Here is a 14,758-nt window from a genome sequence, read left to right as displayed (position 1 = left end):
GCTCAGCCCAGCAGCCGCAGGATCACGTCGTGGTAGCAGCGGGTGGCGAACGCGAGGTCGCGCTCGTCGATCCGCTCGTCGCGCGCGTGCATCCGCCCGGCCTGGGCCGGCAGCTCGAGGTGGCGGTGCGGGAAGAACCCGTAGGCGACGCACTCCGGGAAGGCGGCGCGCCAGGTGCGCGAGTCGGTGAAGCCGGGCAGGAAGCTCGGCACGAGCCCCGCGTCGGGGTCCTCGCGGCGCAGCCAGTCGCGCAGGGCGTCCATCAGCGGGCTCTCGGCGGGCGAGCTGTTGCCCGGGATCGCCTCCGTCCACTCCAGGTCGACGCGGTCCCACGCGACGTCGTCGCCGGTGCCCCATCCGAGGGCCGCCCGGATCCGCTCGCGCGCGCCGGCCTCGTCGATCCCGGGCGGGACGCGGCAGTCCACGCGCAGCTCGGCGCGTGCGGGCAGCACGTTGAGCTTGCGTCCAGCGCTCACGATCGTCGGGCTGAAGGTGATGCGGCCCATCGGCTCGATCGCGGCGGCGAGCTCGGGCGCGTCGGCGCGCAGGCGCGCGTAGCTGGCGGCCGGATCGCGGCCGTCGAGCCCCAGGCCGTCGAGCATCGCGACGATCGGGGGCGCCAGGTCGTAGGGCAGGTCGGCGGCGACGACCCGCCGGAGCAGCGGCAGCAGCACCTCCAGCGCGTTGACGCCGAGGCCCGGCGTGGCGGCGTGCGCGGCCTCGCCGCGCGCGTGCAGCACGAACCGCACGGGGCCCTTCTCGCCGACGCCGACCCCGTGGTGGCGCCGGCCGTCGACGGTCATCGGCGCGCCGCCGCCCTCGTTCAGCAGGAAGTCGCAGCGCGCGAGGTCCGGGTGGTCGCGCGTCAGGCGGACCGCGCCCTCGTAGCCGCCGACCTCCTCGTCGACGACGACGACGACCTTCAGCGCCCCGCGCGCCGGGCGCCAGCCGCGCTGCGCCAGCGCGACCGCCGCGGTGATCTCGGCCGCGGTCTGCGACTTCATGTCGATCGCGCCGCGGCCCCAGATCTCGCCGTCCACGAGCTCGCCGCCCCACGGGTCGCGCCGCCAGTCGACCGGGTCGGCGAGCACCGTGTCGACGTGGCTCAGGAGGCCGAGGACCGGGCCGGCGTCGCGCGCGGCGGGATCGGCCGCCGCGAGCTCGGCGACGAGGTTCGGTCGGCGCGGCGCGCCCGGCACGAGCGTCGTGGCGAAGCCCGCCTCGCGCAGGACGCGCTCGCACAGCTCCACCGCCGGCTGCTCGTCCCCGGGCGGGTTGACCGTGTCGATCCGGACGAGCTGCTGCAGCAGCGGCGTCGCCGAGGGAAGGTCGTGGCCCATCGCCTCAGGCTACGGGCGGGCACGGCGCGCGACGGCAGGGGGCCGCCCGCGCTCGGACCGGCTCACGTCACGTGGACGACGCGCTCGCGGCCCAGGGCGGCTCGGCCGCGTCGGGCGAGGCCGCGGTCGGCCGTCACGAGGTGCGCGCCGAGTGCCTCGGCCGTCACGAGGTAGGCGGCGTCGTAGGCCGTGAGCTCGTCCCGTCGTGCCCACACGGCGTCGATCGTCGGGCGGTGATCCCAGAGCGTCACGGGCAGCTCGTGGAGGAGCTGGATGCCGATCTCGGCCGCCTCCGCCTCGACGACGCCGGAGCGCCGGAGCCCACGCAGCGCGTTGATCGTCTCGAGGACGAGGAACTGCGGAGCGTGTGCCTCCTCGACCGCGGCGAAGCGCTCCACGGCATCGGGAACGCCGAGGATCGTGCCCAGCGCGACGCTCGCATCGACGACCGCGATCACGGTGCCGGGCGCGAGGCGCGGACCGCGGCCGACAGCTCGTCCGGGGTGAGCGTCGGAGGCACGTCCTGGGCACGCCGGACGCGCGCGGCGAACTCCGCCGGCGTCGGCTGCGCGGCCGCGCGTCCCAGCGCGCGGACGATGACCTCGTTCACCGAGCGCCCCTCCATCGCGGCGCGCTCCTTCAGCGCGAGGTGCAGCGCGTCGGGGAGGTCGCGGACGTGCACGTTGGCCACGGAGGGCACGATATCACCGTGGTATCACGCGTCGGCCCGGGGAGGCCGACGCGCAGGACGGTGCCGCCGGGCGCAGGTGCGATCCTCCGGGGGCGGTGGATCGCCTCTTCGCCCCCGACCCCGACGACGGCGCCGCGCCCGACGACGACGCGCCGCCGGCCGACGCGCCGCTCGCCGCGCGCCTGCGCCCGCGGACGGTCGAGGACGTCGTCGGCCAGCCGGAGCTCCTCGGGCCGGGCCGGCCGCTGCGGGCGACGATCGAGTCCGGCCGGCCGCACGCGATGCTCCTCCACGGCCCGCCCGGGTCGGGCAAGACGACGCTCGCGCGGATCGTCGCCGCGGGCGCCGGGGCGGCGGTCGAGGCGCTCCAGGCCGTCGACGCCGGCAAGGCCGAGGTCCGCGCGGCGCTCGAGCGGGCGCGCGCCCGACGCGACCCGGCCCGGGCGGAGCCCCGTCCCACGGTCCTCTTCATCGACGAGATCCACCGCTTCAACCGCACGCAGCAGGACGCCCTGCTGCCGGCGGTCGAGGAGGGCCTGGTCACGCTCATCGCGGCGACGACCGAGCCGCCGTGGTCCGCGGTCAGCCCGGCGCTGCGCTCGCGGCTGCGGATCTACCGCCTGCGGGCGCTCGGCGAGGCGGACGTCCTGACGCTCCTGCAGCGCGCGATCGACCGCCGGCTGCTCGAGCGCGAGGGCGAGGAGGTGCGCGCCGAGCCCGAGGCCCTGGCCCTGCTGGCCTCCCGCAGCGCCGGCGACGCGCGGACCGCGCTCGGGGCGCTCGAGGCGGCGGCCGGCCTGGCGCGCCCGTCGGCCGAGGCCACCGGCGAGGGGCTGCGCCTGACGATCACCGCCCGCGAGGTCTCCGGCGCCCTGGACCGCTCGGTGATCGCCGCCGGCCCGGACCAGCCGCACGACCTGCTGTCGGCCTACATCAAGTCGATCCGGGGCAGCGATCCCGACGCGGCCGTCTACTACCTCGCCGGGATGCTCGCGGCGGGCGAGGACCCCCGGACGATCGCGCGCCGGCTCGTCGTCTCGGCGAGCGAGGACGTCGGCCTCGCGGATCCGCAGGCGCTGCCGCTGGCGATCGCCGCGGCCGAGGTCGTCGACCGGATCGGCATGCCGGAGTGCCGCATCGCCCTCTCCCACGTGACGATCCGCCTGGCGCTCGCCGGCAAGTCGAGCGCCGCGTACCGGGCGATCAACGAGGCGCTCGACCACGTCGAGCAGCACGGGGTCCAGGCCCCGCCGCCCTACCTGCGCGGGCGGCTCTCCGACGGCGCGCGGCCGCAGGACTACGACTACCCCCACGACCGGCCGGGCGGCTACAGCGCGCAGGAGCTGCTGCCCGACGAGCTCGCCGCGGCCGACCACCGGTTCCTCCGGCCCGCGGAGCACGAGCAGGTGCTGCTGGAGCGGCTCGCGGCGGCCCGCCGCGCGCGCGGGCGGACGCCGTGAGCACCGTCCGGCGGTGGGACGTGCGACGTCCGTCCACGGGCGACGAGGCGGCGCGGGCGCGACGACGGGGGCGACGATGCACGTCGAGCATGGTCCTCCGCATCGCGCGCCCCACGTCCCGCCCGGCCGGCCGCGCCGCGGCGCTCGGCGTCGTGCTCGGCCTGGCGCTGGCCGGTCCGGCCGCGGCCCAGGGCACGCCGTCGGGCTGCGCGGACGCCGACCTCCCCGCGACGAGCGCGAACGTCCCGCAGCTGCGTGCCGCGGTCCTCTGCCTCGTGAACAACGAGCGCGTGGCCCGCGGCGTCGCGCCGCTGGCGCAGCACCCGGCGCTGGAGCTCGGGGCCCAGCGCCACAGCGACGACATGCTCGCCCGGCGGTACTTCGACCACACCGCGCCGGCGCCCGCGCCGCACGGCGCGACGATCGCCGACCGTGCCGCGGCCGCCGGCTACGCGCCGTGGACGCGCCTCGGCGAGAACATCGCCATGGGCAACGACACCGCCCGCCGGACGGTGCTGCAGTGGCTGCGCAGCCCCGGGCACTGCGTGAACATGCTCCGCAGCTCCTCCACCGAGCTCGGCGTCGGGATCGCGACCGGCCCGCGCGCCGGCTCGATGTGGCCGCCGGTCTGGACGCAGAGCTTCGGCGCCCGCACGCCGACGACGATCACGCCGGCGTCGCAGGCCGCGATCGACGGCTGCAACGCGCGGAGCTTCTCGGATCTCGTGACCCCCGAGGGCGCGGGCACGACGACCCCCGGCGCCGGGACGTCCGGCTCCGACACGACGCCCGGCGCCGGCGGGTCGAGCGCGGCCCCCGGGGCAGGGTCGGGCACGCCCCCGCGGGTGCGGGTCACCTCGAAGCTCCGCCGGCTCAGCGGCGGCCGGTACCGGATCACGGGCCGCGTGACCCCGCGGGGTGCGACGAAGCGCGTGCGCGTCCGGCTCGCGCGCGGGACCCGCAGCCGGTCGGCTCGGGTGGCGGTTCGCGCGTCGGGGGCCTACCGGGCGACGCTCCGGGCTCCCGCGGGCCGCGGTCGCGTGCGCGTCACCGTCGTGACCGTCCGCTGAGTCCCGAGCGCCGCCGCGACACCGGCCCGGGCCGCCCGCCCGGGCGAGGAGGGCCGTGCGACCGCGGGCGACGGGGCGGGTGCGTCACCATCGCGCCATGCCCTCGTCGCGCTCGCAGGTGCCGCCGTTCGCCGTGATGGAGGTCCTCGACGCGGTCCAGCGCCGCCGCGACGCGGGTCGGCCGGTGTTCTCGCTCTGCGCCGGCGAGCCCGGGGGCGGCGAGCCCGCGGCGGTGCGCGAGCGGGCCGCGGCGCTGCTGGCCGGCGGCGCGCCGCTCGGCTACACGCCGGCGCTCGGCCTCCCGGCCCTGCGCCGCGCGATCGCGGGCCACTACGCGCGCTGGTACGGCGTCGCGGTCGATCCGGAGCGGGTCGCCGTCACGACCGGGTCGTCCGGGGCGTTCGTGCTCGCGTTCCTCGCGGCGTTCGCGCCGGGCGACCGGGTCGCGCTGGCGCGGCCGGGCTACCCCGCGTACCGCAACATCCTGCGCGCGCTCGGCTGCGAGGTCGTCGAGCTGCCCGCCGGCCCCGACGAGCGCTACCAGCCGACGCCCGCGCTGCTGGACGCCGCGGTCGCGACGGGCGGCCCCCTGCGCGGCGTCGTCGTGGCCTCGCCCGCCAACCCGACCGGGAGCATGGTCGACGGCGCCGAGCTCGACGCGCTCGGCGCCTGGTGCGCCGACCACGGCGCGACGCTCGTCAGCGACGAGATCTACCACGGCATCACGGCCGGGACGATCGAGGCGCGCAGCGCCTGGGAGCGCGACGACCGCGCGATCGTCGTCTCCTCGTTCTCGAAGTACTGGGGGATGACCGGCTGGCGCCTCGGCTGGGCGCTGCTGCCGGAGACGCTCGTCGGTGCCGTCGACGCGCTCGCGGGCAACCTCGCGCTCTGCCCGCCGACGCTGCCCCAGCTCGCGGCGCTCGAGGCGTTCTCCCCGGCCGCGTACGCCGAGCAGGACCGGGCCGCGGAGCGCTACCGCGAGCTGCGCGGCCTGCTGCTGGACCGCCTGCCGGCGCTCGGCTGGGGCGCCACCGCGCCGGCCGACGGGGCGTTCTACCTCTACGCCGAGATCGGCGAGCGGCTCGACGCGCGCGGACTGGACGACAGCGTCGCCTGGTGCGCTGCGCTGCTCGAGGAGACCGGCGTCGCGCTGACGCCCGGCAGCGACTTCGACGCCGTTCACGGCCGCCGCTGGGTCCGCCTCTCCTACGCCGCGGAGGAGGCGATCCTGCGCGAGGGCCTGGACCGGATCGCCGCCTGGGGCTGACCGCAGCGCGGGCCTCGACCGCTGGGCCGGTCCGGACCGCCCGCGCGCGAGCGGGGTGGCGCGTCCGTGGCGGCGGGCTCGCCCCGGCGGTCGTCGCGGCGCGGCTCAGGCCGCCAGCGGGGCCGGCGAGCCGTGCGGCGTCCACGCCAGGCCCGTCGGCAGCACCGGGCGCAGCACGTGCCGCGACCACGTCGCCAGCGCGCCGGTCGCCAAGCCGGTCCCCGGCGGCGTGCGCAGGCCGAACGCGCGTCGCAGCCCTCGCGGCAGGAGCGTCGCCGTCACGAGGTTCGCGACCTCGACCGCAGGGCGCAGGGCCGGCGGCACGGGCGGGTCGAGCACGATCCGCCGCGCGGCCTCGCGCGCCTCCGGCAGGACCACCATCCGGTCCGACGCGAGGGTCTCGGCGACGTACGCGTCGAACGCCCCGATGGTGCGCGGCACGGCGGACGAGTCGAGCCCGAAGAGCTCGCCCACGACGCGGTAGTCGCGCCAGAACGCCGCGCGCTCCTCCGGCCGCAGGGGACGCACGAAGCGGTCGTGGACGAGCATCGCGGAGTCCACGAGGGCCGCGAGGATCCAGAGCAGGAGCTCCGGGTCGTCGGCCCGCCACCGCGTGCCCGCCGGCCACGGGCCGGCCGCCTCGCTCAGTCGGCCGCCGATCCGGGCGTGCACCGCGCGGATCCGCTCGCCCATCCGCTCGGCGTCGCTCGCGCTGCCGAACACCGCGGTGGCCATCGCCTCGGCGGTGCGCCGCAGCCGCGCCTGGGCCAGCGCCGTCTCCTGCACCTCCGTCGCCGACCAGAACCCGCGGAACGCCAGCGGGTGGGCGGCCTGCAGGAGCAGCGCCCGCGGACCGTGCAGCATCACGAGCCGCTCGCGGTGCACGCGGCGGATCATCGCGTGGTCGTCGAAGAGGCCGTCCGGGCTGGCGTGGGGCGCCGCAAGGGGGGAGCGTCCGTCCATCGTCCCTGCCGACGGTAGCTCGCCGTGCCCGTCGCCCGCGGCAGGCGGGGGCTCTCGGGCGGCGACCCGTCGGCGCGGCGAGCTCCCCGCGCCGACGGTCTACCCTTGGGGCCATGCCTGCTGCCGCCTACCCCGGGAAGGAGTGCGTGTGCCAGTTCAAGCGCGGGATCTGCGACCAGACCTGCGTGCAGGACATGCTCGACACGCCCTTCTACATCGCGTGCCTGAAGCTGCGCGACCGCGTCGGGCTCGTCGTCGGCGGCGGGGAGCTCGGGCTCGAGAAGACCGAGGGCCTGCTGGCCTGCGACGCCAACGTCGTGGTCGTCTCGCCCGAGGTGCTGCCCGAGGTCGAGCGGCTCGCGGAGGAGGGCTCCGTCGTCTGGCTCAAGCGCGAGTACGAGCCGAGCGACCTCGAGGGCAAGTTCCTCGTCATCGCCTGCACGGACGACACGGACACGAACATCCGGATCTTCGAGGACGCCGAGCGCCGCGCGATGCTCGCGAACATCGTCGACGTCCCGCCGCTCTGCAACTTCATCCTCCCGGCGATCGTGCGCACCGGTCCCCTGGCGATCGCGATCTCGACCGCCGGCGCCTCGCCCGCGCTCGCCAAGCGGATGAAGGACGAGATCAGCGGCATGTTCGGCGAGGAGTACGCCCGCCTGGCCGTCATCCTCAACGACACCCGCGGCTGGGCGAAGGGCACGCTGCCCACCTACCAGGACCGCAAGGCGTTCTTCGAGGGGATCGTCAACGGCGACCCGGACCCGATCGCGCTGCTGCGCGAGGGGCGCGAGGACGAGCTGCACGCGATCGTCGCCGACGCCCGTCGCGCCGCCGAGGCCCAGCTCCAGCAGGCCTGATCAGCCGCGCCGGCGCCGCGTCGGCGGCTCGGCGTCCCGCGCGGCGGCGAAGCGCTGCTTCCAGTCGGCGCCCCAGATCCGCTCGCGCAGCAGGACGACGAGCGCGATGCCGAGCACGAGCGCCAGCACGGTGCTCAGCGTCTCGCTGACGATCCGGCTGAGGATCGTCCAGGCGACCATCTCGACGAGGACGAGGACGCAGATCCAGAAGAAGGGGCCGCGGACGCGGGGCTCGTCCGGCGCGGTCTCAGCCATGGCGCAAGGGTACGCGCCCTCCCGCGATGGCGCCGCGCCGCTCGGACGCCGCGCCGCGGACGATCGTCCGGGCGCCCGCGCCGCCGCCGCGTCCCGGCCGGGCGGGTCCTCGCGCCGGCCCGGTCGTAGGCTCTGCGGTCCGATGCCCGACGAGCCCACCGACGCCGTCGCGCTCGACGGGCTCGTCCGCCGTCGCGGCGAGCGGCTCGTGCTGCGCGACCTGACGCTCGCCGTGCCGCGGGGCGCGACGGTCGCGTTGCTCGGGCCCAACGGGGCCGGCAAGTCGACGCTCCTGCGCGTCCTCGCCGGCCTGCTGCGACCGAGCCGCGGCGGGTGCCGCGTGCTCGGCCACGCGCTGCCGCGGGAGCGGGCGGCGGTGAAGGGACGGATCGGCGTCCTCGCGCACGAGCCGCTGCTGCTGCGCGACCTGACCGTCCGGGAGAACCTCGTGCACCGCGGGCGCCTGCTCGGGGGGGAGGCGGCGACGCCCGCCCGGATCGACGCGCTGCTGGAGGCGACCGATCTCGTGGGACGGGCGGCGTACCCGGTCGCGGCGCTGTCGCGCGGGCTGACCCAGCGCGCGGCGGCGGCCGCCGCGCTGCTCGGCGACCCCGAGCTGCTGCTGCTCGACGAGCCGCTGGCGAACCTCGACCCCGTCGCCGCCGAGCGCCTCGGTGCCCTGCTGGGTCCCGCGCCGCGCTCGCGGTTCGGCGCCGCGGGTCCGCGGACCCGGATCGTGGCCGGCCACGATCCGGAGGCGGCGCTGGCGGAGTCCGACCTCGTCGTCGGGCTGCGGGGCGGGGCGCTCGCGCTGCTGGCGCGGCCCGCCGACGTCACCGACGCCGAGATCGGGGCGCTCTACCGGTGAGCGCCCGCGCCGACGTCCGGACGGTCCTCGCCCTCGAGTGGCGGCGCGAGCGCCGCGCGCCGCAGGTGCTGCCGACGATGCTCCTCTTCAGCGTCGGGGCGTTCGTCCTCTACCGCTTCGGGCTGCAGGACGGCTCGATCGACGGGCCGCTGGCGGCCGGCGTCCTGCTCGTCACGACGCTGCTCGCGGCGCTCCTGGGGATCGGGCGGCTGTGGACGGCCGAGCAGGACGAGGGGCAGCTCGACGCGTACCGGCTGACGCCGGCGTCGCCCGCCGCGCTCGTGCTCGCCAAGGCGCTGGCGCTGTGGACGTTCCTGCTCGCGCTGCACGCCGTCGCGCTGCCGCTCTTCGCGTTTCTCCTGCTCTCGAGCGCGCCCGGCGCCGGCGAGCTCGCGCAGGTCGTGCTCGTCCTGGTGCTCGTCGACCTCGGCATCGCGGCGGTCGGCGCGGTCGTCGGGGCGATCGCCGCGGCGGCCCGCTCGCGCGAGCTGCTCGTGCCGCTCCTGGGCGTCCCGCTGACGATCCCGGCCATCGCGATCGCGTCCGAGGCGATCGGTCCGCTGCTGCGCGCGGATCCCGGCGTGGTGGACGGGCGGTGGTGGCTGGCCCTGGCGCTCTATGATCTGGTGTTCCTGCTGGTCGGCTGGGCGGTCTCCGAGGGGATCGTCGAGGACTGAGCGGGCGCTCCTCCGCCCGCTCCGGTCGTCCCGTCCGGCCCCCCTCGCGCTCCTCGCGATGTCCCACGCCCGTCGCCTCCTCCCGCTGACGATCGTCACCACCGTGCTGGTGGTGGTCTGGGTCGTGGTGTCCGTCGCCGTCGCGCCGACGGACCAGACGGAGGGCATCCGGCAGCGCCTGACCTACCTGCACCCGGCGTTCGCGATCCTGACGCTCGCGTCGTTCGTCGCCGGCGCGGTCTTCGGGTGGAAGCACCTGAGCTCGGACCGCCCGCTCGACGACCTGAAGGCGTACGTCGCGGTCCACCTCGGGCAGGTGTTCTGCGCGATCTCGCTCATCACCGGCGCGATCTGGGGCAAGGCCGCCTGGGGCGCCTGGTGGGACTGGGGCGAGCCGGTCCTCGTCACCTTCCTCATCATCTTCCTGCTCTACGCGACGTACCAGCCGATGCGCTTCGCGATCGAGGACCCGGAGCGCCAGGCGCGCACCGCGTCGGTCTTCGCGGTCGCGGCCGGCTTCTTCGCCCCGGTCTGCTTCGGCGTCGTGCGGATGACGACGAACGTCCTGCACCCCCAGCCGCTGAACGACCCGGGCTCGAACCTCCCGGGCAGCGCCGGCCTCGCGTTCGGGCTCTCGGTCCTGGCGATCGGCGCGCTGCTCGTCACCCTCTGGCACCTCGAGCTCGTCCACAAGAGCACCCGGATCCGCCTGCGCGCGCTGCAGCGTCGGGTCGAGGGCGAGGACGCCGTCCCGCCGGTCGCCCGTTCCTCGTCGCCGGTCACGCTGTAATCCAGGAACCCGCTCGTGTCGCCCACCGCCCTCACCCTCCTCGCCCAGGCCGACGACGGCAGCCCCGGCTACGTCGTCGCTGCGGTGATCGCCGCGACGCTCGTCCTGCTCGTCTACCTGGCGATCATCGCCTTCCGCGTCCGCGGCGCGGCGGAGCGCCTCGACGCGCTCGAGCGCCGCACCGCCGCGCCCGACGAGGCGTCGTCGACGCCCGCCCGCGAGCACGAGACGGCCTGATGCACGAGCTGCTCGTCCTCGGGATCTCGCACAAGACCGCTCCGGTCGGCGTGCGCGAGCGGCTGGCCCTGACCGACGGACAGACCGAGCGGCTGCTCCACGAGCTGATCGCGCTGGACGACGTCCACGAGGCGGCCGCGGTCTCGACCTGCAACCGGGCCGAGGCGTACCTCGTCGTCGGCGATCCGGTCCGCGCCGAGTCCGAGCTGCTGACGCGGTTCGCCGAGCTCTCGCGCATCCGCCCGATCGAGCTCGCCGGGCTCGTCTACTCGCCACGCAACTGCGACGCGGCGCGTCACCTCTACCGCGTCGTGTCGGGCCTGGACTCGATGATCATCGGCGAGTACGAGATCCAGGGGCAGGTCCGGCGCAGCTACGAGCACGCGCGTCGTCTCGGCACGACCGGCCCGCTGCTGAGCCGCCTGTTCGAGGCCGCGCTGCGGACCGGCAAGCGCGTGCGCAGCGAGACGCGGATCGCCGAGCGGCGCACGAGCGTCGCCTCGGTCGCCGTCGACCTCGCCGCCGGCGTCGTCGGCGCGCTCGAGGACCGCGACGTCGTGATCGTCGGCGCCGGCGAGACGGCCGAGCTCACCGCGCAGGCGCTCGTCGCCCGCGGCGTGCAGACGCTGTTCGTCTCCAATCGCCACGCCGATCGCGCCGCGTCGCTGGCGGAGCGCTTCGGCGGGCGCGTCGGCAGCCTCGACGCCCTGCCCGACCAGCTGCGCGCGGCGGACATCGTCGTCACGTCGACGGCCTCGCCGCACCCCGTGATCGAGCGCGACGCGCTCGAGGACGTCATGCGGCGCCGCCGCGCGGAGGGCGACGATCGGCCGCTCGTGCTCATCGACATCGCCGTCCCGCGCGACGTCGACCCCGACTGCGCCGCCGTCGAGGGCGTCGCCGTCTACGACATGGACGACCTCCAGGCGGTCGTCGCGCGCAACCTCGCCGATCGCGGCGAGGAGGCCGAGCGCGCGACCGGCATCGTGGAGGAGGAGATCCTCCGCTTCGCCCGCTGGATGGGCCAGCTCGACGTCACGCCGACGATCGCGGACCTCCGCGGCCGCGCGAACCAGATCGTCGACGCCGTCGTCGCGGAGAACGCGGGCCGCTGGGAGAGCGCGTCCGACGACGACCTCGCGCGTGCCGAGCGCCTGGCGCGGACCGTCGTCCAGCGGCTGCTCCACGAGCCGACCGTCCGCCTGAAGCACCGCGACGGCGATGCCCACGGCCAGATCGAGCTGCTGCGCGAGCTCTTCGGCCTCGACGATCCGGACGCCCACGCGGCGGACGTCGAGACGCGGCGCGCCCACGCGGGTGCCCGCGCGGCCGCCGGCGGCGGGATGGTCGGGGGCGCCGGGACGTCGCGGCCCGCGGGCTCGGTGCCCGACAACGTGCGGCCGCTGGCCGAGCGTCGCGCGCAGCGCTCGTGATCCGGCTCGGGACGCGCCGCAGCCCGCTCGCCCTGGCGCAGGCCGGGGCCGTCGGCGACGCTTTGCGCGCCGCGGGGCTCGAGGTCGCGATCGTCGAGCTCGTCACGACGGGCGACCGCGACCGCGCCGCGCCGGACAAGGCGAAGTGGACGGGCGAGCTCGAGCGGGCGCTCGTCGCCGAGCAGATCGACCTCGCCGTCCACTCGGCGAAGGACGTCCCGGCCGCGCTCGCCGCGGACACCGCCCTGCTCGGCTGCCCGCGACGCGCGGCCACGGCCGACGTCCTGATCGGCGCGCCGACGCTCGAGGACCTGCCGAGGGGCGCGCGGATCGGCACCGCCAGCCTGCGCCGCGCGGCCCAGCTGCGCGCCGCGCGCCGCGACGTCGAGGTCGTCGAGATCCGCGGCAACGTCGACACCCGCATCGCGCGCCTGGCCGATGCGGGCGCCGCCCGCCTCGACGCGATCGTGCTCGCCGCGGCCGGGCTCGAGCGGCTCGGCCGCGCGCCGGAGCCCGCCGTCGCGCTCACCGGCCCGACGTTCGTGCCCGCCCCCGGCCAGGGCGTCGTCGCGCTGCAGGGCCGCACGGGCGATCCGGAGGCGGCGGCCGCGGCCGCGCTCGTCCACGACGCCGAGACCGGCCGCTGCCTCACCGCCGAGCGCGCCCTTGCCCGCGCCCTGGGCGCGGACTGCACGAGCGCCGTCGGCGCGCACGCGACACGCGTGCCCGGCGGCGAGGCGCTGCGCCTGCGGGGGTTCGTCGGCACGCCGGACGGCGGCGACTGGGCCGTCGACCAGCGCGACGGCGACGATCCGGAGGCGCTCGGCGCCCTGCTCGCCCAGCGGCTGCGGGCGGCCGGCGCGGACGACATCCTCGCCGCGTCGTTCGAGCAGGCGCCGGCGCCGCTGCGGGAGGCGGCGGAGTGACCTCCCGCCCCGCGCCGACCACCGTCCCCCGATCGCATCCTCAGCCATGACCGACGAGATCACCCCGGGCACCGTCCACCTCGTCGGGGCCGGACCCGGCGACCCGGGCCTCATGACGGCGCGTGCGCTCGAGCTCGTCGCCACCGCCGACGTCGTGCTCCACGACCAGCTGATCCCGCCGACGGCGCTCGACGGGGCCCGGCCGGACGCCGAGCTCATCGACGTCGGCAAGCGCGGCGGCGGCAAGCAGGTGCCGCAGGCCGAGACGGAGGCGCTGCTCGTCGAGCACGCGCTCGCCGGCCGCTCCGTCGTGCGGCTGAAGGGCGGCGACCCGTTCGTCTTCGGCCGCGGCGGGGAGGAGGCGCAGCGCCTGCGGGCTCGCGGCATCCCGTACGAGGTCGTGCCGGGCGTGACCGCCGGCATCGCCGGGCCGGCGTACGCGGGCGTGCCGGTGACGCACCGCGAGCACGCGCCGGGCGTCGCGTTCGTCACCGGCCACGAGGATCCGCGCAAGCCGGAGTCGACGATCGACTGGGAGGGCCTGGCGCGCTTCCCCGGGACGCTCGTCTTCTACATGGGCGTGCGCCGGCTGCCGCGGATCGCGGAGTCGCTCGTCGCGGCGGGTCGCCCGGCCGACGAGCCGGTCGCGGTCGTCCAGTCGGGCACCACGCCCGGCCAGCGGGTCGTGGTCGGGACGCTCGCCGACATCGCGGCGCGCGCCGAGGAGGCCGGCATCCAGGCCCCGGCGGTGACGGTCGTGGGGTCGGTCGCGGCGCTGCGCGAGGAGCTGCGCTGGTTCGAGGAGCGACCGCTCTTCGGCCGGCGCGTCGCGGTCACGCGGGCGCGCGCGCAGGCGTCCGGGCTCGCCCGCCGGCTGCGCGCCCTCGGCGCCGACGTCGTGGAGACGCCCACCATTCGGACCCGCTCGCTCGAGGCGCAGCTGCCCGATCTCGCGCCCTACGCGTACGTCGCGGTGACCTCGCCCAACGGCGCCCGCGAGCTCATGGCGGCGCTCCTGCGGTCCGACCGCGACGGTCGCGATCTCTACGGCACGACGCTCGCCGCGGTCGGGCCCGGCACCGCACGCGCGCTGCGCGCCGTCGGCCTGCGTCCCGACGTCGTCCCGGAGACCTTCACCGGCGAGGCCCTCGCGGCGCTGCTCGGCGCGACGCAGCCGTCGTGGTCGCGGACGATCGAGCACGGGGCGCCGAAGGCGCTGCTCTTCCGCGCGGCCGCGGCGGGCGACGCGCTGCCCGACGGGCTGCGCGCGGCGGGCATCGAGGTCACCGACCTCGCGGCGTACGAGACGGTCGCCGAGCCGCTGGGCTCCGACGACCTCGACGCGATCGCCGGCTGCGACTACGTGACGTTCACGTCGGCCTCGACGGCGCGCTTCCTGGCCGAGGCCGGCGGCCTGCCCGGCGCCGACGGCCCGCGTCCGGTGTCGATCGGCCCGGTGACGACCGAGGCGCTCGTCGAGCTCGGCATCGCCCCGGCGGTCGAGGCGGAGCAGGCGAACCTCGACGGCCTCGTCGACGCGCTGGTGGCGGACGCCGCCGAGCGGCCGGTCGTCGCCCGGCGCGGCCCGTTCTGAGGCCCGCTCCGCGGGCCCGTCAGCCGCTCCAGCGCCGCGCCGCGCCGCCGCCCTTCTGGCCCGCGGGCCGCACGCCCTGGGCGTCCGCGCTGCCGTCCGTGCGCTGCGCTCCGCTGACCGGGCCGTCGCCGGGGTGCTCCTCGTGCGGGGCCCGGGACGCGGCCTCCGCGTCCTCCGCCTTGCGGCGCACCGCCTCCGCGAAGCGCTCCTGCTGCTCGTCGCCGTGGTCGTGCTCCATGCACGGTGGGTACCCGTCGCGCGGGGCGCCACACGCGGGCCGTAGTGTCCTGCGCGCGCCGCCTTCCCCGTCCTCCGACCGCC

The 14,758-nt window shown here is 77.1% G+C and carries 16 protein-coding genes and 1 pseudogene; 11 read left to right on the top strand and 6 right to left on the bottom strand.

Features of this window, described 5'->3' with window-relative positions:
* Positions 1–2: 2 nt before the first annotated feature.
* The 3 genes from SK069_RS13645 to SK069_RS13635 all read right to left on the bottom strand — a co-directional run bounded on the left by SK069_RS13645 (position 3) and on the right by SK069_RS13635 (position 2,031).
* Complete coding sequence (locus tag SK069_RS13645; RefSeq protein WP_319954798.1) at positions 3–1,340, bottom strand: M20/M25/M40 family metallo-hydrolase; 1,338 nt, start codon at positions 1,338–1,340, stop codon at positions 3–5.
* Positions 1,341–1,402: 62 nt separating this feature from the next.
* Positions 1,403–1,798, bottom strand: a complete 396-nt coding sequence (locus tag SK069_RS13640) for a type II toxin-antitoxin system VapC family toxin (protein WP_319954797.1) — start codon at positions 1,796–1,798, stop codon at positions 1,403–1,405.
* Positions 1,795–2,031, bottom strand: a complete 237-nt coding sequence (locus tag SK069_RS13635; protein ID WP_319954796.1) for a FitA-like ribbon-helix-helix domain-containing protein — start codon at positions 2,029–2,031, stop codon at positions 1,795–1,797. Before SK069_RS13635 ends, SK069_RS13640 begins: the two co-directional genes overlap by 4 nt.
* Before the next feature lie 95 nt (positions 2,032–2,126).
* Between SK069_RS13635 and SK069_RS13630 the strand changes: the two genes are divergently transcribed.
* The 3 genes from SK069_RS13630 to SK069_RS13620 all read left to right on the top strand — a co-directional run bounded on the left by SK069_RS13630 (position 2,127) and on the right by SK069_RS13620 (position 5,831).
* Positions 2,127–3,491, top strand: coding sequence for an AAA family ATPase (locus tag SK069_RS13630; RefSeq protein WP_319954795.1), 1,365 nt, complete (start codon positions 2,127–2,129; stop codon positions 3,489–3,491).
* 89 nt (positions 3,492–3,580) lie between these two features.
* A complete protein-coding gene (locus tag SK069_RS13625; RefSeq protein ID WP_319954794.1) occupies positions 3,581–4,561 on the top strand; it encodes a CAP domain-containing protein in 981 nt (326 codons plus the stop codon).
* Positions 4,562–4,658: 97 nt separating this feature from the next.
* A complete protein-coding gene (locus SK069_RS13620; protein ID WP_319954793.1) occupies positions 4,659–5,831 on the top strand; it encodes a pyridoxal phosphate-dependent aminotransferase in 1,173 nt (390 codons plus the stop codon).
* A 105-nt stretch (positions 5,832–5,936) separates the two neighbouring features.
* Here SK069_RS13620 and SK069_RS13615 read toward each other — a convergent pair whose 3' ends face one another.
* Positions 5,937–6,794 carry an oxygenase MpaB family protein gene (locus SK069_RS13615; RefSeq protein WP_319954792.1) on the bottom strand — a complete coding sequence of 286 codons (858 nt, stop codon included), beginning with the start codon at positions 6,792–6,794 and terminating at the stop codon, positions 5,937–5,939.
* Between the two features lie 113 nt (positions 6,795–6,907).
* Here SK069_RS13615 and SK069_RS13610 point away from each other — a divergent pair, with 113 nt between their 5' ends.
* Positions 6,908–7,657: a precorrin-2 dehydrogenase/sirohydrochlorin ferrochelatase family protein gene (locus SK069_RS13610; protein ID WP_319954791.1), complete on the top strand. Its 750-nt coding sequence runs from the start codon at positions 6,908–6,910 to the stop codon at positions 7,655–7,657.
* On the opposite strand, the gene SK069_RS13605 is transcribed toward SK069_RS13610, so the two are convergent.
* Complete coding sequence (locus SK069_RS13605; RefSeq protein WP_319954790.1) at positions 7,658–7,912, bottom strand: hypothetical protein; 255 nt, start codon at positions 7,910–7,912, stop codon at positions 7,658–7,660.
* Positions 7,913–8,078: 166 nt separating this feature from the next.
* Between SK069_RS13605 and SK069_RS13600 the strand changes: the two are divergent.
* The 7 genes and pseudogenes from SK069_RS13600 to cobA form a co-directional block, all read left to right on the top strand.
* Positions 8,079–8,780 (top strand): annotated as a pseudogene (locus SK069_RS13600) (ATP-binding cassette domain-containing protein); the annotation flags it as partial.
* Positions 8,777–9,457 carry a heme exporter protein CcmB gene (locus SK069_RS13595; RefSeq protein WP_319954788.1) on the top strand — a complete coding sequence of 227 codons (681 nt, stop codon included), beginning with the start codon at positions 8,777–8,779 and terminating at the stop codon, positions 9,455–9,457. The pseudogene SK069_RS13600 and the gene SK069_RS13595, both read left to right, overlap by 4 nt.
* Positions 9,458–9,515: 58 nt before the next feature.
* Positions 9,516–10,247: a cytochrome c biogenesis protein CcsA gene (gene ccsA / locus SK069_RS13590; RefSeq protein WP_319954787.1), complete on the top strand. Its 732-nt coding sequence runs from the start codon at positions 9,516–9,518 to the stop codon at positions 10,245–10,247.
* A gap of 15 nt (positions 10,248–10,262) precedes the next feature.
* Positions 10,263–10,484, top strand: a complete 222-nt coding sequence (locus tag SK069_RS13585; RefSeq protein ID WP_319954786.1) for a hypothetical protein — start codon at positions 10,263–10,265, stop codon at positions 10,482–10,484.
* Positions 10,484–11,917 carry a glutamyl-tRNA reductase gene (gene hemA, locus SK069_RS13580; protein WP_319954785.1) on the top strand — a complete coding sequence of 478 codons (1,434 nt, stop codon included), beginning with the start codon at positions 10,484–10,486 and terminating at the stop codon, positions 11,915–11,917. Before SK069_RS13585 ends, hemA begins: the two co-directional genes overlap by 1 nt.
* Positions 11,914–12,843 (top strand): hydroxymethylbilane synthase, encoded by a 930-nt coding sequence (gene hemC / locus SK069_RS13575; protein WP_319954784.1) that lies wholly within the window; start codon positions 11,914–11,916, stop codon positions 12,841–12,843. The genes hemA and hemC overlap by 4 nt, the downstream gene beginning before the upstream one ends.
* A 46-nt stretch (positions 12,844–12,889) precedes the next feature.
* Positions 12,890–14,437: a uroporphyrinogen-III C-methyltransferase gene (cobA, locus tag SK069_RS13570; protein WP_319954783.1), complete on the top strand. Its 1,548-nt coding sequence runs from the start codon at positions 12,890–12,892 to the stop codon at positions 14,435–14,437.
* A gap of 19 nt (positions 14,438–14,456) precedes the next feature.
* Here the strand turns inward: cobA and SK069_RS13565 are convergent, their stop codons facing one another.
* Positions 14,457–14,675, bottom strand: coding sequence for a hypothetical protein (locus SK069_RS13565; RefSeq protein WP_319954782.1), 219 nt, complete (start codon positions 14,673–14,675; stop codon positions 14,457–14,459).
* Between the last annotated feature and the right edge of the window lie 83 nt (positions 14,676–14,758).

The organism is Patulibacter brassicae (assembly GCF_033949425.1).
Taxonomy (GTDB): domain Bacteria; phylum Actinomycetota; class Thermoleophilia; order Solirubrobacterales; family Solirubrobacteraceae; genus Patulibacter; species Patulibacter brassicae.
This window is presented reverse-complemented; position numbering and strand designations above follow the sequence as displayed.